General features: G+C 68.1%; 17 protein-coding genes. 9 read left to right on the plus strand and 8 right to left on the minus strand.

The genetic code is table 11. The features are described from left to right. Positions 1-13: 13 nt before the first annotated feature. Positions 14-1,480 carry a metalloprotease TldD gene (gene tldD / locus BME24068_RS20555; RefSeq protein WP_096505057.1) on the plus strand — a complete coding sequence of 489 codons (1,467 nt, stop codon included), beginning with the start codon at positions 14-16 and terminating at the stop codon, positions 1,478-1,480. A 110-nt stretch (positions 1,481-1,590) separates the two neighbouring features. On the opposite strand, the gene BME24068_RS20560 is transcribed toward tldD, so the two are convergent. Beyond that, the gene (locus BME24068_RS20560; RefSeq protein WP_174927194.1) at positions 1,591-1,836 is read right to left on the minus strand and encodes a hypothetical protein; all 246 of its coding nucleotides are present in this window, start codon (positions 1,834-1,836) and stop codon (positions 1,591-1,593) included. Positions 1,837-1,879: 43 nt separating this feature from the next. Between BME24068_RS20560 and aroG the strand changes: the two genes are divergently transcribed. Next, positions 1,880-2,953: a 3-deoxy-7-phosphoheptulonate synthase AroG gene (gene aroG / locus BME24068_RS20565; protein WP_174927195.1), complete on the plus strand. Its 1,074-nt coding sequence runs from the start codon at positions 1,880-1,882 to the stop codon at positions 2,951-2,953. A gap of 105 nt (positions 2,954-3,058) precedes the next feature. Here the strand turns inward: aroG and hmpA are convergent, their stop codons facing one another. Then, positions 3,059-4,267 (minus strand): NO-inducible flavohemoprotein, encoded by a 1,209-nt coding sequence (gene hmpA / locus BME24068_RS20570; protein ID WP_174927196.1) that lies wholly within the window; start codon positions 4,265-4,267, stop codon positions 3,059-3,061. Positions 4,268-4,361: 94 nt separating this feature from the next. Beyond that, positions 4,362-4,913, minus strand: coding sequence for a cob(I)yrinic acid a,c-diamide adenosyltransferase (locus tag BME24068_RS20575; protein WP_096505063.1), 552 nt, complete (start codon positions 4,911-4,913; stop codon positions 4,362-4,364). A 251-nt stretch (positions 4,914-5,164) separates the two neighbouring features. On the opposite strand from BME24068_RS20575, the gene BME24068_RS20580 reads away from it, so the two are divergent. The 6 genes from BME24068_RS20580 to proC all read left to right on the plus strand — a co-directional run bounded on the left by BME24068_RS20580 (position 5,165) and on the right by proC (position 12,375). Continuing rightward, entirely contained in the window at positions 5,165-6,574 is a 1,410-nt protein-coding gene (locus BME24068_RS20580) for an FAD-binding oxidoreductase (RefSeq protein ID WP_174927197.1), read from the plus strand. Between the two features lie 43 nt (positions 6,575-6,617). Further along, complete coding sequence (locus tag BME24068_RS20585; protein ID WP_174927198.1) at positions 6,618-8,111, plus strand: FAD-linked oxidase C-terminal domain-containing protein; 1,494 nt, start codon at positions 6,618-6,620, stop codon at positions 8,109-8,111. A 279-nt stretch (positions 8,112-8,390) separates the two neighbouring features. Next, complete coding sequence (gene glcE / locus BME24068_RS20590; protein ID WP_096505066.1) at positions 8,391-9,479, plus strand: glycolate oxidase subunit GlcE; 1,089 nt, start codon at positions 8,391-8,393, stop codon at positions 9,477-9,479. 10 nt (positions 9,480-9,489) lie between these two features. Next, positions 9,490-10,716, plus strand: coding sequence for a glycolate oxidase subunit GlcF (gene glcF, locus BME24068_RS20595; RefSeq protein ID WP_096505068.1), 1,227 nt, complete (start codon positions 9,490-9,492; stop codon positions 10,714-10,716). Between the two features lie 103 nt (positions 10,717-10,819). Further along, the gene (locus tag BME24068_RS20600; protein ID WP_174927199.1) at positions 10,820-11,518 is read left to right on the plus strand and encodes a YggS family pyridoxal phosphate-dependent enzyme; all 699 of its coding nucleotides are present in this window, start codon (positions 10,820-10,822) and stop codon (positions 11,516-11,518) included. Between the two features lie 44 nt (positions 11,519-11,562). After that, positions 11,563-12,375 (plus strand): pyrroline-5-carboxylate reductase, encoded by an 813-nt coding sequence (gene proC, locus BME24068_RS20605; RefSeq protein ID WP_096505072.1) that lies wholly within the window; start codon positions 11,563-11,565, stop codon positions 12,373-12,375. A gap of 98 nt (positions 12,376-12,473) precedes the next feature. On the opposite strand, the gene ubiA is transcribed toward proC, so the two are convergent. The 5 genes from ubiA to recG all read right to left on the minus strand — a co-directional run bounded on the left by ubiA (position 12,474) and on the right by recG (position 19,923). Then, on the minus strand, positions 12,474-13,346 hold the full coding sequence (gene ubiA / locus BME24068_RS20610) for a 4-hydroxybenzoate octaprenyltransferase (protein ID WP_174927200.1): 873 nt from the start codon (positions 13,344-13,346) through the stop codon (positions 12,474-12,476). Positions 13,347-13,520: 174 nt separating this feature from the next. After that, entirely contained in the window at positions 13,521-13,685 is a 165-nt protein-coding gene (locus BME24068_RS20615) for a hypothetical protein (protein ID WP_172441905.1), read from the minus strand. Positions 13,686-13,783: 98 nt separating this feature from the next. Next, complete coding sequence (katG, locus tag BME24068_RS20620) at positions 13,784-15,970, minus strand: catalase/peroxidase HPI (protein ID WP_096505076.1); 2,187 nt, start codon at positions 15,968-15,970, stop codon at positions 13,784-13,786. A 539-nt stretch (positions 15,971-16,509) separates the two neighbouring features. Further along, on the minus strand, positions 16,510-17,469 hold the full coding sequence (locus BME24068_RS20625; protein WP_096505078.1) for a hydrogen peroxide-inducible genes activator: 960 nt from the start codon (positions 17,467-17,469) through the stop codon (positions 16,510-16,512). Positions 17,470-17,595: 126 nt separating this feature from the next. Beyond that, the gene (recG, locus tag BME24068_RS20630) at positions 17,596-19,923 is read right to left on the minus strand and encodes an ATP-dependent DNA helicase RecG (RefSeq protein WP_174927201.1); all 2,328 of its coding nucleotides are present in this window, start codon (positions 19,921-19,923) and stop codon (positions 17,596-17,598) included. Positions 19,924-20,089: 166 nt separating this feature from the next. On the opposite strand from recG, the gene queA reads away from it, so the two are divergent. Beyond that, a complete protein-coding gene (queA, locus tag BME24068_RS20635) occupies positions 20,090-21,157 on the plus strand; it encodes a tRNA preQ1(34) S-adenosylmethionine ribosyltransferase-isomerase QueA (RefSeq protein WP_174927202.1) in 1,068 nt (355 codons plus the stop codon). Positions 21,158-21,324 lie beyond the last annotated feature (167 nt).

Here is a 21,324-nt window from a genome sequence, read left to right on the forward strand (position 1 = left end):
CCTCGATACCCGCATGAACATCATCGAACCCGGCATCCGCAACCTTGCGCTGGCGAAGGACATCCTCCTCACGCCGTACGGCCTCGACGAGAGCCTGCTCACGCGCACGATCGCCGACATCTTCACGCATCGCGTCGACTACGCGGACCTGTACTTCCAGGCGACCCGCAGCGAAGCGTGGAGCCTCGAGGAAGGCATCGTGAAGTCGGGCAGCTTCAGCATCGACCAGGGCGTCGGCGTGCGCGCGGTCGCGGGCGAGCGCACCGCGTTCGCTTACTCCGACGACCTGTCGCCGGAAGCCATCGCCCAGGCGGCCGCGGCCACCAAGGCGATCGCGGCGGCCGGCGGCGGCCGCCAGAAGATCAAGGCGGCCGCGTCGCTCAAGGGCATCTCGGGCCGCGACCTGTACCTGCCGTCCGATCCGCTCGCGTCGCTCGACGCGACCGCCAAGGTCAAGCTGCTCGAGCGCATCGAGCAGATGGCGCGCGGCCGCGACCCGCGCGTCACGCAGGTGATGGCAGGCCTCGCGGGCGAATACGACGTCGTGCTGGTCGCGCGCAGCGACGGCGCGCTGGCCGCCGACATCCGCCCGCTCGTGCGCGTGTCGGTCACGGTGATCGCCGAACAGAACGGCCGCCGCGAAATCGGCTCCGGCGGCGGCGGCGGCCGCTTCGACTACGGCTACTTCACCGACGACGTGCTGTCGCGCTACGTCGACGACGCCGTGCACGCGGCACTGGTCAACCTCGACGCCCGCCCCGCGCCGGCCGGCGCGATGACGGTGGTGCTCGGGCCGGGCTGGCCGGGCGTGCTGCTGCACGAAGCGATCGGCCACGGCCTCGAAGGCGACTTCAACCGCAAGGGTTCGTCGGCGTTCGCCGGCCGGATCGGCGAACAGGTCGCCGCGAAGGGCGTGACGGTGGTCGACGACGGCACGCTGCCGAACCGCCGCGGCTCGCTGAACATCGACGACGAAGGCAATCCGACGCAGTGCACGACGCTGATCGAGGACGGCATCCTGAAGGGCTACATCCAGGACACGCTGAACGCGCGCCTGATGAAGATGCCCGTCACCGGCAATGCGCGGCGCGAGTCGTACGCGGCGCTGCCGATGCCGCGCATGACCAACACGTACATGCTGAACGGCGACAAGGATCCGCAGGAAATCATCGCGTCGGTGAAGAACGGCCTGTACGCGGTGAACTTCGGCGGCGGCCAGGTCGACATCACGAACGGCAAGTTCGTGTTCTCGGCGTCCGAGGCGTACATGATCGAAAACGGCAAGATCACCTACCCGGTGAAGGGCGCGACGCTGATCGGCAGCGGCCCGGAATCGCTGAAGTACGTGAGCATGATCGGCAACGACATGTCGCTCGACTCGGGCGTCGGCGTGTGCGGCAAGGAAGGCCAGAGCGTGCCGGTCGGCGTCGGCCAGCCGACTCTGCGGATCGACAAGATGACCGTCGGCGGTACGGCATAACCGCATCACGGCGCAGACAATCCGCGCATTTTGAAGAAAATGCGCGGATTGTCCGCATTTTCGAGCACCCCTAGTTGCCAGCCGCGCGGCGACGGGGTATAAATTCCGAATCAACTTTTTTGACGAACCAAATCTCCGTCATGTCCGCCAAGTTTTATTTTTACTTTTTTTGGCATCTCAGACCGCTGGCGGATCGAGAGGGTTGATGGCGCGTAAAGCGCAACCGAAATTCCCGAAAAAACCGCCGGCGAACCCGGCGGTTTTTTTTCGCCCTTCGCCAGCCGGTCGCCGCCGCAGCGGATTCCGCGGCCCCGACCGAAACCACTGAATCGCTTGAATTGATGAATCTGCCGCACGCGCACTGACCGAACGGCGCCCCGGAACATTAGGAGAAACAGCATGCCCCCGCACAATACCGACGACGTCCGCATTCGCGAACTCAAGGAACTGACGCCGCCCGCCCACCTGATCCGCGAATTCGCGTGCTCCGAAGCCGCATCCGAGCTGATCTACAACTCGCGCCAGTCGATGCACCGCATCCTGCACGGGATGGACGACCGGCTGATCGTCGTGATCGGGCCGTGCTCGATCCACGATACGAAGGCGGCGGTCGAGTACGCGGGGCGGCTCGTGAAGGAGCGCGAGCGCTTCGCGGGCGAGCTGGAAATCGTGATGCGCGTGTACTTCGAGAAGCCGCGCACGACGGTCGGCTGGAAGGGGCTCATCAACGATCCGCACCTGGACAACAGCTTCAAGATCAACGACGGGCTGCGCACGGCGCGCGAACTGCTGCTGCAGATCAACGAGATGGGGCTGCCGGCCGCGACCGAATACCTTGACATGATCAGCCCGCAGTACATCGCCGACCTGATCTCGTGGGGCGCGATCGGGGCGCGCACGACCGAGTCGCAGGTGCACCGTGAGCTGGCATCGGGGCTGTCGTGCCCGGTCGGCTTCAAGAACGGCACCGACGGCAACGTGAAGATCGCGGTCGACGCGATCAAGGCCGCATCGCAGCCGCACCATTTCCTGTCGGTGACGAAGGGCGGCCACTCGGCGATCGTGTCGACGGCCGGCAACGAGGACTGCCACGTGATCCTGCGCGGCGGCAAGACGCCGAACTACGACGCGGAAAGCGTGAACGCCGCCTGCGCGGACATCGGCAAGGCCGGCCTCGCCGCGCGCCTGATGATCGACGCGAGCCACGCGAACAGCTCGAAGAAGCACGAGAACCAGATCCCCGTGTGCGCGGACATCGGCCGCCAGGTCGCGGCCGGCGATTCGCGCATCGTCGGCGTGATGATCGAGTCGCACCTGATCGAAGGGCGTCAGGACCTGAAGGAAGGCTGCCCGCTGACCTACGGCCAGAGCATCACCGACGCATGCATCGCGTGGGACGACAGCGTGAAGGTGCTCGAAGGCCTCGCGGAATCGGTGAAGGCACGCCGCGTCGCGCGCGGCAGCGGGAACTGACGGACGCAAACAGGTTGGCCGCCCGGCGGCGGCTGCCCCCGACAAAAAGCAAAGCCCGGCTCGCGCCGGGCTTTGCTCATAGGCCGGAAAACAGTCGTCAAGCCATCACTCGAGCGCGCCCGAGCCGAAGATCTCCGTATTCACGCGCTCCGGCGCGACGCCGAGCGCGACGAGCGCATCGCGCTGCACCTTCATGAACGCGATCGGGCCGCAGATGTAGTAGTCGGCATCCGGCACCAGCGCGTATTGCTGCACGCGCTCCAGCGTCAGACGCCCTTCCAGATCATGGTCGACGCCCACGCGGTCGTTCGGGCCGACCAGTTCGTACAGCACCGTACGCTTGACGTTCGCATGCTCGCGCGCCGTGTCGTTCAGCCAGTCGCGGAACGCATGCACCGCGCCCGAACGGCATGCGTGGACGAACCGCACTTCGCGCTTGCTGCCTTCCGCAACCAGCGTCGACGCCATCGACATCATCGGCGTGATGCCGACGCCGCCCGAGATCAGCACGACCGGCGTATCGACATCGCGCTTCAGCGAGAAGTCGCCCATCGGCGCCGTCACTTCGACGATCGCGCCCTCTTCGACGCCGTCATGCATCAGCGTCGACACCTTGCCGGCCGGCACCGCTTCGGCCTTGCCCGATTCGCGCTTCACCGAGATGCGCAGCCACTTGCCGTGCGGCGCGTCGGACAGGCTGTACTGGCGCGGCTGGTCGACACCCAGATCGCCGACGAAGCGCTTCACCGAGATGTACTGGCCCGGTTCGAATTTCGGCGCCGCGCCGCCGTCGGCCGGCGTCAGGTAGAACGACGTGATCTCGTCGCTTTCGCGCACCTTGCGCGCGACCTTGAACGGGCGGAAGCCGCTCCACGCCGCGTTCGCGTACAGGTCGGCTTCGGCGCCGATCATGATCCGCGCGAGCTGGCCGTATGCGACGCGCCATGCTTCGAGCGTTTCCGCGTCGACCGCGTCGCCGAGCACCTCGACGATCGAGGCAAGCAGGTTCTCGCCGACGATCGGGTAATGCTCCGGACGGATGTTGAGGCTTGCGTGCTTGTGCGAGATGCGCGACACCGCGCCGCCCAGCGCGCCGAGGTTGTCGATGTTCGCCGCATACGCGTAGACGGCCTTCGCGAGCGTTTCGGGCTGGCTGCCGGTCTTCTGGTGCGTCTGGTTGAACAGGTTCTTCAGTTCCGGATGACGCGCGAACATGCGCTGGTAGAAATGCTTCGTGATCGTCGCACCGTGCTCGGCGAGGACGGGGGCGGTGGCCTTCACACGGGCCATCTGGTCAGCGGTGATGTGGGTCATGTTCGTTCTCCGTTAAACATGCATATACAATACATGTTTAAAAATCGACGCCCCTCGGACAAATTGTCGCAGTGCGGAAAAACGACATCGCGCGTCAGCGCACGCGTCCGCGCTCCCACAGCACGTCCGAGCCGCCACCCGCGCGGTTCAGCACGCGCGCCAGCACGAACAGCAGATCCGACAGCCGGTTCACGTAACGCCGCGGCGCATCATTGAGCGTGTCGATGCGACCGAGCGCGACGATCGAGCGCTCCGCGCGGCGGCACACTGTCCGGCACACGTGCGCGAGCGACGCCGCGCGCGCGCCGGCCGGCAGGATGAATTCCTTCAGCGGCGGCAGCGTCGCGTTGTAGTCGGCCAGCCACCGGTCGAGGCGTGCAAGATGCGTGTCGTCCAGCACCGTATGGCCGGGAATGCACAGCTCGCCGCCCAGATCGAACAGGTCGTGCTGGATCGTGACGAGCGCCGTGCGCACGTCGTCCGGCAGCGGCTCGGCGAGCAGCACGCCGAGGTTCGAGTTCAGTTCGTCGACGTCGCCGATCGCGGCGATCCGCGCGTCGTCCTTGCCGATGCGGCGCCCGTCGCCGAGGCCGGTGGTGCCATCGTCGCCCGTGCGCGTAGCGATCTTGCTCAAGCGGTTGCCCATGCGAATGTCCTCTCGTGCGCGGCCGCGACGCGGCCCGGTTGCGTTGGAACGCGATTATCGCAGCCCGCGGCGGGGGCCGCAGCGGACGTTGCAGCGTAGAATGAGCCGACGCCGCGTCGCAGCGGCATCCGTCATACAAGCGATCGATGTGCGGGATCGGGCAGGCGCGACGCGCCGGGTCCGGTCGATCGCAAAGCATGGGCGCGTGGCCGGCGCAACAGCGCCAACTGCGCCCCGCCAAGGAGACATACGTGAATCATCCCGCCACGCCGGCCGCCACGCGCCGCCCCCTCCCGCCCGCGATGCTCGATGCGCTGCGCGCCGCCTTCGGCGAGCGCGTGTCGACCGCCGACGCCGTCCGCGCCCATCACGGCCGCGACGAATCGCCGTTCGATCCGCAACTGCCCGACGCCGTCGTGTTCGCGCACAACGCCGATGAAATCCGCCAGGTCGTGTCGCTGTGCGCGCTCTACAGCGTGCCGCTGATCCCGTACGGCGCCGGCTCGTCGCTCGAGGGCCACCTGCTCGCCGTGCGCGGCGGCGTATCGCTCGACCTGTCGGAAATGAACCGCGTGCTGTCGATCAACGCCGAAGACCTGACCGTGACGGTCGAACCGGGCATCACGCGCAAGGCGCTCAACGACGCGCTACGCGACACCGGCCTGTTCTTCCCGATCGATCCGGGCGCCGACGCCAGCATCGGCGGGATGACCGCGACCCGCGCATCGGGCACCAACGCCGTGCGCTACGGAACGATGCGCGAGAACGTGCTCGGGCTGAGCGCCGTGCTCGCCGACGGCCGCGTCGTGAAGACGGGTTCGCGCGCGCGCAAGTCGTCGGCCGGCTACGACCTCACGCGCCTGTTCGTCGGCTCAGAAGGCACGCTCGGCGTGATCGCCGAGATCACGCTGCGCCTGCATCCGCTGCCCGAAGCCGTGTCGGCCGCGATCTGCACGTTCCCGACGATGGGCGACGCGGTGCGCACCGTGATCGAGACGATCCAGATCGGCGTGCCGATCGCGCGCGTCGAATTCGTCGACGCGCTCGCCGTGCGCTCGATCAACCGCCACTCGAACCTCACGCTCACCGAAGCGCCGACGCTGTTCTTCGAATTCCACGGCACCGAAGCCGGCGTGAAGGAGCAGGCCGAACTCGTCCAAGCGCTCGCGGGCCAGAACAACGGTCAGGGCTTCGAATGGGCGACCCGGCCCGAAGATCGCACGCGGCTCTGGGCCGCGCGTCACAACGCATACTTCGCGATGCTGCAGCTCAAACCCGGCTGCCGCGCGGTGACGACCGACGTGTGCGTGCCGATCTCGCAGCTCGCCGCGTGCGTCGAGGAAACCGAAGCCGACCTGCGCGCATCGTCGCTGCCCTGCCCGATCGTCGGCCACGTCGGCGACGGCAATTTCCACGTGGCGATCCTGATCGATCCCGACAAACCCGAGGAAATCGACGAAGCCGAACGCATCAACGACCGGATCGTCGAGCGCGCGCTGCGTCTGGGCGGCACCTGCACCGGCGAACACGGCGTCGGGCTGCACAAGATGCGCTTCCTGCCGAAGGAGCACGGCGACAACGCGATCGACGTCATGCGCGCGATCAAGCTCGCGCTCGATCCGCGCAATCTGATGAATCCCGGCAAGATCTTCACGTGTTGAGACAGCAGCGCAGCGTGACGCTGCGCTGCCCGCAGGAGACTCCATGAACGCTTCCGTCGAACTGTCGAGCGCGACGCGCGCGCAGCGCCAGCGCGAAGTCGTGCAGGCGCTGATGGCCGTGCTGCCGACGCATTGCCTGCTGTATCGCGACGAAGACACCGCGCCGTACGAATGCGACGGCCTGTCCGCCTACCGCCGGCTGCCGCTCGCGGTCGCGCTGCCGGAAACCGAATCGCAGGTGCAGCGGATCGTGCAGATCTGCCGCCGCATGGAAGTGCCGATCGTGCCGCGCGGCGCGGGCACGAGCCTGTCGGGCGGCGCGCTGCCGATCGCGAACGGCGTCGTGCTGTCGCTCGCCCGTTTCACGCGCATCGTCGAAGTCGATCCGTACGCGCGCACGGCGACCGTGCAGCCCGGCGTGCGCAACCTCGCGATTTCGGAAGCCTCCGCACCTTACGGGCTGTACTACGCGCCCGATCCGTCGTCGCAGATCGCCTGCACGATCGGCGGCAACGTCGCGGAAAATTCCGGCGGCGTGCACTGCCTGAAATACGGGCTGACCGTGCACAACGTGATGCGCGTGCGCGCGGTCACGATCGACGGCGAGATCGTCGAATTCGGCTCGCTCGGGCTCGACATGCCGGGCCTCGACCTGCTCGCGGTGATGATCGGCAGTGAAGGGATGTTCGCGATCGTCACCGAGGTGACGGTGAAGCTGATCCCGAAACCGCAGACCGCGCAGCTCGTGATGGCGAGCTTCGACGACGTCGTCAAGGGCGGCGAGGCGGTCGCCGCGATCATCGCGTCGGGCATCATCCCGGCCGGGCTCGAAATGATGGACAAGCCGGCCACGCAGGCCGTCGAGGCGTTCACGCACGCGGGCTACGACCTCGACGCGAAGGCGATCCTGCTGTGCGAATCGGACGGCACGCCGGAAGAAGTCGCCGAAGAGATCGTCCGCATGATGGCCGTGCTGCGCGAGCACGGCGCGACGCGCATCCAGGTGTCGCGCAACGAAAGCGAGCGGCTGCGCTTCTGGTCGGGCCGCAAGAACGCGTTCCCGGCCGCCGGGCGCATTTCGGCCGACTATTACTGCATGGACGGCACCGTGCCGCGCCGCGCGATCGGCCCGCTGCTCGCGCGCATCGAACAGCTCGAAACGCGCTACGGGCTGCGCTGCATCAACGTGTTCCATGCCGGCGACGGCAACATGCATCCGCTGATCCTCTACAACGCCAACGATCCGGACGAGCTGCACCGCGCCGAGCAGTTCGGCGCCGAAATCCTCGAGTGCTGCGTGGAATTCGGCGGCAGCGTGACGGGCGAGCACGGCGTCGGCATCGAGAAGCTCAATTCGATGTGCGTACAGTTCTCGCCGCAGGAGCGCGACGCGTTCTTCGCGGTCAAGCGCGCCTTCGATCCGGCCGGGCTGCTCAATCCCGACAAGGGGATCCCGACCCGCGCGCGCTGCGCCGAATATGGCCGGCAGCACGTGCGCGGCGGGCTGCTGCCGCATCCGGACCTGCCGCGCTTCTAAGCGCCCCGGAACCTGTCGCGCCGGGCCCCGAGGGGGGCATCCTCCGAGGGGACTGCCTTCGGGGCGGAAAACCTGGGGCGGCCCGGCGGTTTCCCGAGAGCGCCACGCGGTGCGCGATCCGTGCCGGCGCGCGGGCCGCGACGGATCGCCCTGCCCGCGCCGGCCGTGCGCGCAGCGGCGGCTGCATGCCTTCGTGATACGGAGCTTAGGGATAGTCGCGATGTGCATTCGCGCCACCCCGGTACAATCGACCGGACAACAACGAGGCAGCAACAGAACATGGAAGAGGACGACATCGTCGCCGGATGGGCCGAGCGCATCCGGGCGGCCAGTGCCGACGGCCGGCCGCTGCGGATTCGCGGCGGCGGCACCAAGGACTGGTACGGCCAGGCGCTGGACGGCGAAATACTCGACACGCGTGCGTTTCAGGGCATCGTGTCGTACGACCCGGCCGAACTCGTCGTCACGGTCCGCGCGGGCACGCCGCTCGCACAGCTTGAAACCGTCCTTGCCGAGTGCGGCCAGATGCTGCCGTTCGAGCCGCCGCACTTCGGCCGCGCGGCCACCGTCGGCGGCTGCGTCGCGGCCGGCCTCGCGGGCCCGCGCCGTGCGACCTGCGGCGCGCCGCGCGATTTCGTGCTCGGCGTCACGCTGATGAACGGGCGCGGCGAACTGCTGCGCTTCGGCGGACAGGTCGTGAAGAACGTCGCCGGCTACGACGTATCGCGGCTGATGGCCGGCTCGCTCGGCACGCTCGGGCTGATGCTCGACCTGTCGATCAAGGTGCTGCCGGTGCCGGTCGCCGAAGTCACGCTGAAGTTCGAGATGACCGCGACCGACGCGGTGCGCAAGCTCAACGAATGGGGCGGCCATCCGCTGCCCGTGAGCGCGAGCGGCTGGCGCAACGGCACCCTCGTGCTGCGCCTGTCGGGCGCCGAGGCCGCCGTGAAATCCGCGAAGACGCTGCTCGGCGGCGAAGTCGTCGACGCGGTCGAGGCCGAGCGTTTCTGGGCCGGCCTGCGCGAGCACACCGATCCGTTCTTCAACGGCATTCCGCCCGGCTACGCGCTGTGGCGCCTGTCGCTGCCGTCGATCACCGAACCGATGCACCTGCCCGGCACCCAGTTGATGGAATGGGGCGGCGCGCAGCGCTGGTGGATCACCGACGCCGATGCGCAGACGGTACGCATGAGCGCGAAGCAGGCCGGCGGCCACGCGACGCTGTTCCGCGCCGGCGATTCGTATGACCGTAGCGCGGGCGTGTTCACGCCGCTGCCCGCGCCGCTGATGAAAATCCATCGCGGGCTGAAAGCCGCGTTCGATCCCGCGCGCATCTTCAACCGCGGCCGGCTCTACCCCGATCTCTAAGATCTCCAAGATGCAAACCAACCTCGCCGATTTCATCCGCAACACGCCCGACGGCGACGAGGCCGACGCGATCCTGCGCAAGTGCGTGCATTGCGGATTCTGCACCGCGACCTGCCCGACCTACCAGTTGCTCGGCGACGAACTCGATGGCCCGCGCGGGCGCATCTACCTGATCAAGCAGATGGTCGAAGGCGCGCCCGTCACGCGCAGCACACAGCAGCACCTCGATCGCTGCCTCACGTGTCGCAGTTGCGAAACGACCTGCCCGTCGGGCGTCCAGTACGGCCGCCTCGTCGAAATCGGCCGCAAGCACGTCGAGGCGCAGGTCCATCGCCCCGTGCAGCAGCGGCTCGTGCGCCGCGTGCTCGCGAGCCTCGTGCCGAACGCGGCGCTGTTCTCCCCCGTGATGCGGCTCGGCCAGCACGTGCGGCCGCTGCTGCCGAAACGGCTGCGCGACAAGGTGCCGCCGCGCGCGCGGCTGCTCGAATGGCCGCAGCGCACGCATCCGCGCAAGATGCTGATGCTCGGCGGCTGCGTGCAGCCGTCGATGCTGCCGAACATCAACATCGCGACCGCGCGCGTGCTCGATGCGCTCGGCATCGAAACGATCGTCGCGCCCGACGCGGGCTGCTGCGGCGCGATCCGCCTGCACCTGAACTATCACGACGAAGCGCTCGCCGACGCGCGCCGCAACATCGACGCGTGGTGGCCGCATGTCGAGCAAGGCGCCGAGGCGATCGTGATGAACGCATCGGGCTGCGGCGCGACGGTGCTCGAATACGCGCACCTGCTGCGCGACGATCCGGCCTACGCGGAGAAGGCACAGCGCATCGTCGCGCTCACGCGCGACATCTCGGACGTGCTGCTCGCGTTCGAGGCCGAGATCGCGACGCTCGCGCGGCGCCGCGCGATCCACACCGTTGCGTACCATCCGCCGTGCACACTGCAGCACGGCCAGCAGTCGCGCGGCAAGGTCGAGCGCCTGCTCGAGACGCTCGGCATCGACGTGCGGCTGCCGGCCGACAGCCATCTGTGCTGCGGCTCCGCGGGCACGTATTCGCTGACCCAGCCGTCGCTGTCGTACCGGCTGCGCAAGCAGAAGCTGCTGAAGCTGCAGGCGCTCGAGCCGCAGATGATCGTGTCCGGCAACGTCGGCTGCATCGCGCATCTGCAAAGCGGCACGCAAATTCCGGTCGCGCACTGGATCCAGCTCGTCGAGCATCTGCTGTACGGCTAACGCGGACGGCCGGCCCCGCGCGGCGCCCCGTCCGTATAATGACCGGATCGATGCGGTGCGTGCCGTGCCGCATTCGCTTCCTGTGCCTGCTTCCGTGTCCGTCATGTCCGATTTCGCCGCCCGTCTCGCATCCGTTCATCGTCGCATCGCCGACGCCGCCCGCGCGGCCGGCCGCGATCCCGCCACCGTCTCGCTGCTCGCCGTATCGAAGACGTTTCCCGCCGACGACGTGCGCGCCGCGCATGCGGCCGGACAACGCGCGTTCGGCGAGAACTACGTGCAGGAATCGATCGACAAGATCGACGCGCTCGCCGACCTGCGCGCCGCGCTCGAATGGCATTTCATCGGGCCGCTGCAATCGAACAAGACGCGCCCCGTGGCCGAGCGCTTCGACTGGGTGCATTCGGTCGACCGGCTGAAGATCGCGCAGCGCCTCGCCGAACAGCGCCCCGCTCACCTGCCGCCGCTGAACGTGTGCGTGCAGGTGAACATCAGCGGCGAGGCGTCGAAGAGCGGCGTCGCGCCGGCCGAGGTCGCCGACGTCGCGCGCGCGGTCGCCGCGCTGCCAGCCTTGCGTCTGCGCGGCCTGATGGCGATTCCCGAACCGGCGGGCGACACCGACGCGCAACGTGCACCGCATCGCGCGCTGCGCGCGCTGTTCGACACGCTGCGCGCCGACGGGCTGCCGCTCGACACGTTGTCGATGGGCATGTCCGCCGATCTCGAAGCGGCGGTGCTCGAAGGCGCGACGATCGTGCGCGTCGGCACCGCGATCTTCGGCGCGCGCGACTATTCGCACTGAACCCCTCGCTCTTTCCCGTTCACCTACTCGCTCAATTCGACATCATGAAAATCGCATTCATCGGCGGCGGCAACATGGCCACGGCCCTGATCGGCGGCCTGATCAAACGCGGTGTCGCCGCCGACGGCCTGTATGCCATCGACGTCAACGAAGACGTCCGCGCGCGCGCCGCGCAGCAATTCGGCATCCGCACCGGCGCGGCCATCGACGCGACGCTCGCGGAATACGACGCGATCGTGCTCGCGGTGAAGCCGCAGGTGCTGAAGGACGTCGCGCAGGCCCTCGCGCCGCATCTGAAGTCGCAACTCGTGATCAGCATCGCAGCCGGCATCCGCGCCACCGATCTCGCCCGCTGGCTCGGCGACTACGCCCGCGTCGTGCGCACGATGCCGAACACGCCCGCGCTGGTCGGCATGGGCGTGACGGGTCTTGCCGCGCTGCCGGGCGTCGACGCGGCCGGTCGCGAACTCGCATCGAACGTGCTCGGCGCGGTCGGCGAGATCGTATGGTTCGACGACGAAGCGCAACTCGACGCGGTCACGGCGATCTCGGGCAGCGGCCCGGCCTACGTGTTCTATTTCATCGAAGCGCTGCAGGAAGCCGCGCGCCGCCTCGGCATGAACGACGAACAGGGCCGCGCGCTCGCGGTCGCGACGTTCACGGGCGCCGCGCAACTCGCCGCGCAATCGGGCGAACCGGCGAGCGTGCTGCGCGAACGCGTGACGTCGAAGGGCGGCACGACGGCCGCCGCGCTCGCATCGTTCGATGCGCAGGGCGTGAAGGAAGCGATCGTGCGCGGCGCGCTCGCGGCCGAAGCGCGCGCGAAGGAAATGGGCGACGAACTCGGTCGCGCATAAGCGTCACGACGTCCGCCGGGCTCGCCCGGCAGCGCCAACAAAAAAGCAGCCCAGGGCTGCTTTTTTGTTGACTGCACGCGCCGCGGCGCGGGGCCGCATCAGTTGCCGGCGATGCCCGCGAGCAGGTAATGCGCGGCGATTCCCGCGAACAGCACGCCGCCGAGCCAGTTGTTGTGCCGGAACGCCGCGAAGCACGGCATCCGCTCGCGGTCCTTGATCAGCGTGTAGTGATACAGCGCGCAGCCGGCCGCCGCGGCCCAGCCGGCCCAGTATGCGAGCCCGAAGCCGAGCGTCACGCCGATCCACACGTAGATGCCGAGCGTCACCGCATAGCAGGCCATCACGGCCGCGACGTCGAAGCGGCCGAACGTCAGCGCGGACGTGCGAATGCCGATCTTGATGTCGTCGTCGCGATCGACCATCGCGTATTCGGTGTCGTATGCGACCGACCAGAAAATGTTCGCGATCAGCATCACCCACGCCAGCATGGGTACCGTGTCCTGCACGGCCGCGAACGCCATCGGGATGCCGAAGCCGAACGCGATGCCGAGATACGCCTGGGGAATCGCGAAGAAGCGCTTCATGAACGGATACGAGCCGGCGACGAACAGCGCGACCACCGACAGCTCTTTCGTCAGCGTATTGAGCGGCAGGATCAGCAGGAACGCGAGGAACGACAGCAGCACCGCGATCGCGACGGCTTCCCATGCGCGAATCTTGCCCGACGTCAGCGGCCGGTCGGCCGTGCGCTTCACGTGGCGGTCGAAATCGCGGTCGGCGTAGTCGTTCATCGCGCAGCCGGCCGAGCGCATCAGCAGCGTGCCGAGCGCGAAGATCACGAGCAGCGGCCAGCGCGGATGGCCGTCCGATGCGATCCACAGTGCGTTGAGCGTCGGCCACAGCAGCAGCAGGCTGCCGATCGGCTTGTCCATCCGGACGAGCCGCAGGTACAGGGGAAAGCGGGCAAGCATGGCGAAGCACCGGGAAGAGAATCCCGGCATTTTAGAGCCGAGCGGTGGTTCCCGTCATGTCGACACGGCTCGCGCCCGGTTGCCGCCGGGCCCGCATGCGCCGCCGGCGGCCTGATGAGGCCCCTTGAAGCCGCCGCGCGCGAGGCCGTCCGCGGTACGGGCCGATCGCCGCGCTCAGCGGCCGGCCAGCGACGCAATCGCATGCAGCGCCTGCGCGACCAGCTCCGCGGCGCCGCCGATGACGATCGCGAAACCGACGATGCGCCGCGCCAGCTCGCCCGGCGATCGCAGGATGGGCGCCGCGGCCGCGGCACGCATGTTCAGCATCATTTGCGTCATGGTCGTCACTCCTTCAAGAAACAGCGGAAGAAAAAACGGCCGGTCGTGCGACCGGCCGTTTCACGTTACAACGTGACTGCACTACCGCATCGCGACATTCACGCGAGGTCGAAGCGGTCGAGGTTCATCACCTTGTTCCAGGCCGCGACGAAATCGCGCACGAACTTCTCGTTCGCGTCCGCGCTGCCGTACACCTCGGCGAGCGCACGCAGTTGCGAGTGCGAGCCGAAGATCAGGTCGACGCGCGTGCCGGTCCACTTCACCTGACCCGTCGCGCGGTCGCGTCCCTCGAACACGTCGTTCGCGGCCGACGCCGGCTTCCACTCCGTGCCCATGTCGAGCAGGTTCACGAAGAAGTCGTTGGTCAGCGCGCCCGGACGATCGGTGAACACGCCATGCTTCGCGTCGCCGACGTTCGCGCCGAGCACACGCAGGCCACCGACGAGCACCGTCAGCTCCGGCCCGTTCAGCGTCAGCAACTGCGCCTTGTCGACCAGCAGCGCTTCGGCCGGCGTCTTGTACGCGTGCTTCAGGTAGTTGCGGAAACCGTCCGCCACCGGCTCGAGCACGGCCATCGCTTCGACGTCGGTCTGCTCCTGCGACGCGTCCGTCCGGCCCGCCGCGAACGGCACCGTCACCGCGACGCCCGCACGCTTCGCGGCCTGTTCGACGCCGGCCGCACCGGCCAGCACGATCAGGTCGGCGAGCGACACCTTCTTGCCGCCCGTCTGCGCGTCATTGAACGCCTTCTGCACGCCTTCGAGCGTCCCGAGCACCGTCGCGAGCGCAGCCGGCTGGTTCACTTCCCAGTCCTTCTGCGGCGCGAGGCGGATGCGCGCACCGTTCGCGCCGCCGCGCTTGTCCGAACCGCGGAACGTCGAGGCCGACGCCCATGCGGTCGACACGAGCTGCGACACGGTCAGCCCCGTTGCGAGAACCTGCGCCTTCAGCGCCGCGACGTCGGCATCATCGATCAGCTTGTGGTCGACGGCCGGAACCGGGTCTTGCCACAGCAGATGTTCGGCCGGCACTTCCGGGCCGAGATAGCGCGCACGCGGCCCCATGTCGCGGTGCGTGAGCTTGAACCAGGCGCGCGCGAACGCGTCGGCGAACTCGGCCGGGTTCTCGTAGAAGCGGCGCGAGATCTTCTCGTACGCCGGGTCGAAACGCAGCGACAGGTCGGTCGTCAGCATCGTCGGGCGGTGCTTCTTCGACGCGTCGAACGCATCCGGAATCACGTCGCCGGCATCCTTCGCGACCCACTGGTGCGCGCCGGCCGGGCTCTTCGTCAGTTCCCATTCGTAGCTGAACAGGTGCTTGAAGAAGTCGTTGCTCCACTTCGTCGGCGTCGACGTCCACGTGACTTCGAGACCGCTCGTGATCGCGTCCTTGCCCTTGCCCGTGCCAAACGTGCTCTTCCAGCCGAGACCCTGCTCTTCGAGGCCCGCGGCTTCCGGCTCGGGGCCGACGTTCGACGCAGGACCGGCGCCGTGCGTCTTGCCGAACGTATGGCCGCCCGCGATCAGCGCGACCGTCTCTTCGTCGTTCATCGCCATCCGCGCGAACGTCTCGCGGATGTCGTGCGCGGCGGCGACCGGGTCGGGGTTGCCGTCCGGGCCTTCCGGGTTCACGTAGATGAGGCCCATCTGCACGGCCGCGAGCGGGCTTTCGAGGTCACGCTTGCCCGAGTAGCGGCTGTTCGGGCCGCCGCTCAGTTCCAGCCAGATCTTTTCCGAGCCCCAGTACACGTCGTCCGGTTCCCACGTGTCGACGCGGCCGCCCGCGTAGCCAAACGTCTTGAAGCCCATCGATTCGAGCGCGACGTTGCCGGTCAGGATCAGCAGGTCGGCCCACGAGATGTTGCGGCCGTACTTCTGCTTGATCGGCCACAGCAGGCGACGCGCCTTGTCGAGGCTCACGTTGTCCGGCCAGCTGTTGAGCGGCGCGAAGCGCTGCTGCCCGCCGCCCGCGCCGCCGCGGCCGTCTGCCGTGCGGTACGTGCCGGCGCTATGCCATGCCATCCGGACGAACAGGCCGCCGTAGTGGCCGAAGTCGGCCGGCCACCAGTCCTGCGACGTGGTCATCAGCGCGTGCAGGTCCTTCTTCACCGCCGCGAGATCCAGCTTCCTGAACGCCTCGGCGTAGTCGAAATCCTTGTCCATCGGATCGGACAGCGCCGAGTGCCGGTGCAGGACGTTCAGGTTCAGCTGATTCGGCCACCAGTCCTTGTTCGACGTGCCGCCGGCCGCCGTATGGTTGAACGGACATTTCGATTCGGTCGACATGCTTTTCTCCTTTACTTGCTCGTAGGCCCCCACGTGCCGGGCGCGGTTCGTGGAGCATTGCGGGGGGATGAAACGGAACAGGTTGGCCCTGTCGTGCTACGGGGTGTCAGGCGCGGCCTTCGGTGCGGGTTTCGTGACTTCGGACATGCAAGGCTCCCTCATGGCTGGACAGCGGATGAATCGGGGGAACACGGGACCGGCGTGCGGCGGCACTCATCCGCCGTACACACGATCCGCCAGATACGCGAACGCAATCGGGCGCAGGCTGCGGGCCGCGGCCCTGGCTCGATTTACGACCTCGTCGCGCGACGGGATGTTCCGTTGCGCGTGCTGCAATACCGACCGCATCATGACATCCTCCTTTGACGCTTGCATTCAGCGTGCGGATCGGCCGTCGCTGCGACGCCGATCCATGTAGAAGATTCTATGTGCATCTATCAAATATTTGAATTTAATTAGTTTTATCTATTCGATAGGGAAAAATAAACGGGGTCGCAAGACCCCGTTCATCGTCCGGCACCGGTATGCGTCATGCCCGGTCAGTTCATCGTCGCCGGCATGTCGAGCTTCGCGACGCCCGGCAGATCGCACGCGGCGATCGCCTCGCTGATCGCGTCGATCGCCGGCATCCGCGTGAAGCTCTTGCGCCACACCAGCACGACCCGGCGATCGGGCACCGGTTCGTTGAACGGCACGTACGACAGCAGTTCGGCATCGGGGCCGTTCGCGCGCGGGCCGATCTCGGCGACCGACATGCGCGGCAGCACCGTGATGCCGACGCCGCTCGCAACCATATGGCGAATCGTCTCGAGCGACGAGCCTTCGAAGGTCTTCTGGATGCCGTCGGCCGTCTGCGAGAAACGCATCAGCTCCGGGCACACGCCGAGCACGTGATCGCGGAAGCAGTGGCCGTTGCCGAGCAGCAGCATGGTTTCCTGCTTCAGATCCTCGGCGTCGATCTCTTCGCGCTTCTCCCACGGGTGTCCCGCCGGCAGCGCGACGACGAACGGCTCGTCGTACAGCGGCCGCACCATCAGGCCGGTTTCGGGGAACGGCAGCGCCATGATCGCGGCGTCGATCTCGCCCTGCTTCAGCAGTTCGAGCAGCTTCAGCGTGTAGTTCTCCTGCAGCATCAGCGGCATCTGCGGCACGCGCTGGATCATCTGCTTGACGAGCGTCGGCAGCAGGTACGGCCCGATCGTATAGATCACGCCGAGACGGAACGGGCCGACGAGCGGGTCCTTGCCCTGCTTCGCGATCTCCTTGATCGCGAAGGTCTGCTCGAGCACGCGCTGCGCCTGGGTGACGATCTGGTCGCCGATCGGCGTCACGCTCACCTCGCTCGCGCCGCGCTCGAAAATCTGCACGTTGAGCTCGTCTTCCAGCTTCTTGATCGCCACCGACAGCGTCGGCTGGCTCACGAAGCATGCTTCGGCCGCGCGGCCGAAATGCCGCTCGCGCGCGACCGCGACGATGTATTTCAATTCAGTCAGCGTCATTGTGGGTCAATCAGGGATATACAGGCGATAGGTTTAATTTATACACCGACTGACACCGGTTCGCCAAGTTTCTCTGCATCGGGATACGCTCGCCGACGGTTCGGAATCCGGCCCTGAATGGGCGGATCAAGCCTTCAGATACTGCTCGCGCGCGCCGAGCCAGCGTGCGAGATGCTGCGTGACGATGTCGGGATACGCGGCAATCAGCCGCGACGCGGCATCGCGGGCCGGGTCGATCAGCCAGCCATCGGTTTCGAGGTTCGCGAAGCGCAGCATCGCCGCGCCCGACTGGCGCGCGCCGAGGAATTCGCCGGGGCCGCGGATTTCGAGGTCGCGCCGCGCGATCTCGAAGCCGTCGGTCGTCTCGCGCATCGTCTTCAGCCGTTCGCGGCCCGTGAGCGACAGCGGGCCGGTGTACAGCAGCACGCACACCGACGCCGCGGTGCCACGCCCGACGCGGCCGCGCAACTGGTGCAGCTGCGCGAGGCCGAAGCGCTCCGCGTGCTCGATCACCATCAACGATGCGTTCGGCACGTCGACGCCGACTTCGATCACGGTCGTCGCGACCAGCAGCTGGACCTCGTTGCGCGTGAACGCTTCCATCACGGCCGCCTTGTCGGCCGGCGACAAGCGGCCGTGCACGAGGCCGACCTTCAGTTCGGGCAGCGCGGCGGCCAGCGTCTCGTAGGTCTCGACGGCGGTCTGCAGCTGCAGCGTCTCGCTCTCCTCGATCAACGGACACACCCAGTACACCTGGCGGCCGGTCAGCGCGGCTTCGTGCACGCGGGCGATCACCTCGTCGCGCCGCGCGTCGCCGACGAGGCGCGTCAGCACCGGCGTGCGGCCCGGCGGCAGCTCGTCGATCGTCGACACCTCGAGATCCGCGTAATACGTCATCGCGAGCGTGCGCGGAATCGGCGTGGCCGACATCATCAGCTGGTGCGGCTGGAAATCGCGTGCGCCGTTGGCCGCATTCGCCGCCTTCGCGCGCAGCGCAAGACGCTGCTCGACGCCGAAGCGGTGCTGCTCGTCGACGATCACGAGGCCGAGCCGCGCGAATTCGACGGTGTCCTGGATGATCGCGTGCGTGCCGATCACGAGCTGGGCGGTGCCGAGCGCCGCGGCCTCGATCGCCGCGCGCTTGTCCTTCGCCTTCAGGCTGCCCGCGAGCCACGCGACCGTCACGCCGAGCGGCTCGAGCCACGCGCGCAGCTTGCGCGCGTGCTGCTCCGCGAGGATTTCCGTCGGCGCCATCAGCGCGGCCTGGTAGCCGGCATCGATCGCCTGCGTGGCGGCCAGCGCCGCGACGACCGTCTTGCCGCTGCCGACGTCGCCCTGCAACAGCCGCTGCATCGGGTGCGCGAGCGTGAGGTCGTGCGCGATCTCGTCGACGACGCGCGCCTGCGCGCTCGTCAGCGTGAACGGCAGCGCCGCGTAGAGGCGCGTGGTGAGCGCATCGGCGTCGCTCGCGGCGCGGCGCGGCATCGCGGGCGCGGCGCGCGTGCGGCGCTCCTCGTGGGCGCGCTTGAGCGACAACTGCTGCGCGAGCAGCTCCTCGAACTTGATGCGGGTCCACGCCGGATGCGAGCCGTCCATCAGCGCGGCTTCGTCCGAATCGACGCCCGGGTGATGCAGGATCCGCACGGCCTGTTCGAGCGACGGCACGCCGAGCGGCTTCAGGTAGTCGCGCACGATCTCGGGCGGCAGCAGCTCGGGCAGCGGCGTGCGCTCGACCGCATTCTCGATCGCCTTGCGCAGATACGCCTGCGACACGCCCGCCGTGCTCGGATAGACGGGCGTGAGCACCTGCGGCAACGGCGCGTCGGCTTCGACCACGCGCACCGCCGGATGCACCATCTCCATCCCGAAGAAGCCGCCGCGCACGTCGCCGCGCACGCGCAGCCGCTGGCCGACGGCCATCTGCTTGACCTGCGAGCCGTAGAAATTCAGGAAACGCAGCACGAGATGCTCGCCGTCGTCGTCCTGGATCTTCACGACGAGCTGGCGGCGCGGCCGGTACGCGACCTCGTTGTCGAACACGACGCCTTCGGTCTGCGCGATGCCGCCGGGCAGCAGTTCGCCGATCGGCGTGAGCGTGGTTTCGTCCTCGTAGCGCATCGGCAGATGCAGCACGAGATCGATCGAGCGCGTGAGGCCGAGCTTCGCGAGCTTGTCGGCGGTCTTCACCGGTTTGTCGGCGGCCGGCTTCTTCTTGCGTTTCGTGCCGGATGCGCCGGACGCGTCCGCTTCGTCGCCGCCCGCGCCCGGTTCGACGTCGGGCGCGGCGGCGGCCGGCTGCGCGAGCCGCCCGTCGGCGCCGCGCTTCGGGCCGGCGCGACGCGACGCCGCACCGCGCTCCCCCGCGCTTCGCGCGGGTGGCGCGGCATCCTCCGCGTCGAACGGATCGGCGGAATCGGCAACGGCGGCAGTAGAACGGCGTGGTGACACAGGCATCGGATCGTCTGGGTGCTTCGCAAGGCAAGTACAATAGCGGCTTTCCGTCGTCCGAACGAACGACGCCGGCCAGGCCGCGCATCCCGCCATCATAGCGGCTCGTGCGCCCCATTTACGCGTTTCCGCCCTGTCGGCGGCGCCCGCCGGCCGTTTCGAACCAGCCCGCATGTTCACGCTTTCCGATTTCGATTTCAATCTGCCGCCCGAGCTGATTGCGCAAACCGCGCTGCCCGATCGCACCGCGAGCCGCCTGCTCGACGTGGATCGCGCCGTCGAGCCCGCGCGCCTCGTCGACCGCCATTTCGCCGAGCTGCCGTCGTGCATCTCGCCCGGCGACCTGCTCGTCTTCAACGATACCAAGGTGCTGAAGGCCCGCTTCTTCGGCCAGAAGGCCAGCGGCGGCAAGATCGAGGTGCTGATCGAGCGCGTGACCGGCACGCACACGGCGCTCGCGCAGATCCGCGCGAGCAAGTCGCCCGGCGCCGGCACGACGCTGCGCCTCGCCGACGCGTTCGACGTGACGGTCGGCGAGCGTGTCGAGCCGTTCTTCACGCTGCACTTCCCCGAGCCGTGCCTCACGCTGATCGAGCAGCACGGCCGCCTGCCGCTGCCGCCGTACATTGCGCACGACGCCGACGCGAACGACGAGACACGCTACCAGACGGTCTATGCGAGCAACCCGGGCGCGGTCGCCGCGCCCACGGCCGGGCTCCATTTCGACCAGCCGCTGCTGGAGCAGCTCGACGCGATGGGCGTCGAGCGCGCGACGCTCACGCTGCACGTGGGCGCCGGCACGTTCCAGCCGGTGCGCGTCGAGAACATCGGCGAGCACAAGATGCACAGCGAGTGGTACGACCTGCCGCAGTCGCTCGTCGACAAGATCGCCGCGACCCGCGCGCGCGGCGGCAACGTGATCGCGGTCGGCACGACGTCGATGCGCGCGCTCGAAGCCGCGGCGCGCAGCGCCGGCGAAGCGGGCCGCCCGCTCGCGGCGACGCAGGCCGAGACCGACATCTTCATCACGCCCGGCTACCGTTTCCGCGTGGTCGACCGGCTCGTCACGAACTTCCACCTGCCGAAGTCGACGCTGCTGATGCTGGTGTCCGCGTTCGCGGGCGTCGAGACGATCCGCGCCGCCTACCGGCACGCAATCGACGCGCGCTACCGCTTCTTCAGCTACGGCGACGCGATGCTGCTCACGCGGCGCGACACGCCGGAGGCGCCGCGCGCGTAAGCGCATCCGGCCCCACCGGCACCACACGCACGAGGGCCGGCGCACCGCACGGCCACCGTGCCCCGTTTTCACGTTGCGCGCGACGCTCGCGCGCACCCGCTTTTCACCGCCGCCGGGTTCCCGGCGGCATGTCCAACATGCGCCGGACTGTTTTCCGGTAGCAAGGA

This window comes from Burkholderia anthina (assembly GCF_902498995.1).
GTDB lineage: Bacteria > Pseudomonadota > Gammaproteobacteria > Burkholderiales > Burkholderiaceae > Burkholderia > Burkholderia anthina.

What these genes read in the sequence shown, in the direction of transcription:
- glcF (WP_096505068.1), top strand. Translation starts at nt 9,490, where the DNA reads ATGCAAACCAACCTCGCCGATTTCATCCGCAACACGCCCGACGGCGAC.
- BME24068_RS20625 (WP_096505078.1), bottom strand. Translation starts at nt 17,469, where the DNA reads ATGACGCTGACTGAATTGAAATACATCGTCGCGGTCGCGCGCGAGCGG.
- proC (WP_096505072.1), top strand. Translation starts at nt 11,563, where the DNA reads ATGAAAATCGCATTCATCGGCGGCGGCAACATGGCCACGGCCCTGATC.
- queA (WP_174927202.1), top strand. Translation starts at nt 20,090, where the DNA reads ATGTTCACGCTTTCCGATTTCGATTTCAATCTGCCGCCCGAGCTGATT.
- ubiA (WP_174927200.1), bottom strand. Translation starts at nt 13,346, where the DNA reads ATGCTTGCCCGCTTTCCCCTGTACCTGCGGCTCGTCCGGATGGACAAG.
- BME24068_RS20585 (WP_174927198.1), top strand. Translation starts at nt 6,618, where the DNA reads ATGAACGCTTCCGTCGAACTGTCGAGCGCGACGCGCGCGCAGCGCCAG.
- recG (WP_174927201.1), bottom strand. Translation starts at nt 19,923, where the DNA reads ATGCCTGTGTCACCACGCCGTTCTACTGCCGCCGTTGCCGATTCCGCC.
- BME24068_RS20575 (WP_096505063.1), bottom strand. Translation starts at nt 4,913, where the DNA reads ATGGGCAACCGCTTGAGCAAGATCGCTACGCGCACGGGCGACGATGGC.
- katG (WP_096505076.1), bottom strand. Translation starts at nt 15,970, where the DNA reads ATGTCGACCGAATCGAAATGTCCGTTCAACCATACGGCGGCCGGCGGC.
- hmpA (WP_174927196.1), bottom strand. Translation starts at nt 4,267, where the DNA reads ATGACCCACATCACCGCTGACCAGATGGCCCGTGTGAAGGCCACCGCC.
- aroG (WP_174927195.1), top strand. Translation starts at nt 1,880, where the DNA reads ATGCCCCCGCACAATACCGACGACGTCCGCATTCGCGAACTCAAGGAA.
- BME24068_RS20615 (WP_172441905.1), bottom strand. Translation starts at nt 13,685, where the DNA reads ATGACGCAAATGATGCTGAACATGCGTGCCGCGGCCGCGGCGCCCATC.
- glcE (WP_096505066.1), top strand. Translation starts at nt 8,391, where the DNA reads ATGGAAGAGGACGACATCGTCGCCGGATGGGCCGAGCGCATCCGGGCG.
- BME24068_RS20600 (WP_174927199.1), top strand. Translation starts at nt 10,820, where the DNA reads ATGTCCGATTTCGCCGCCCGTCTCGCATCCGTTCATCGTCGCATCGCC.
- tldD (WP_096505057.1), top strand. Translation starts at nt 14, where the DNA reads ATGAACATCATCGAACCCGGCATCCGCAACCTTGCGCTGGCGAAGGAC.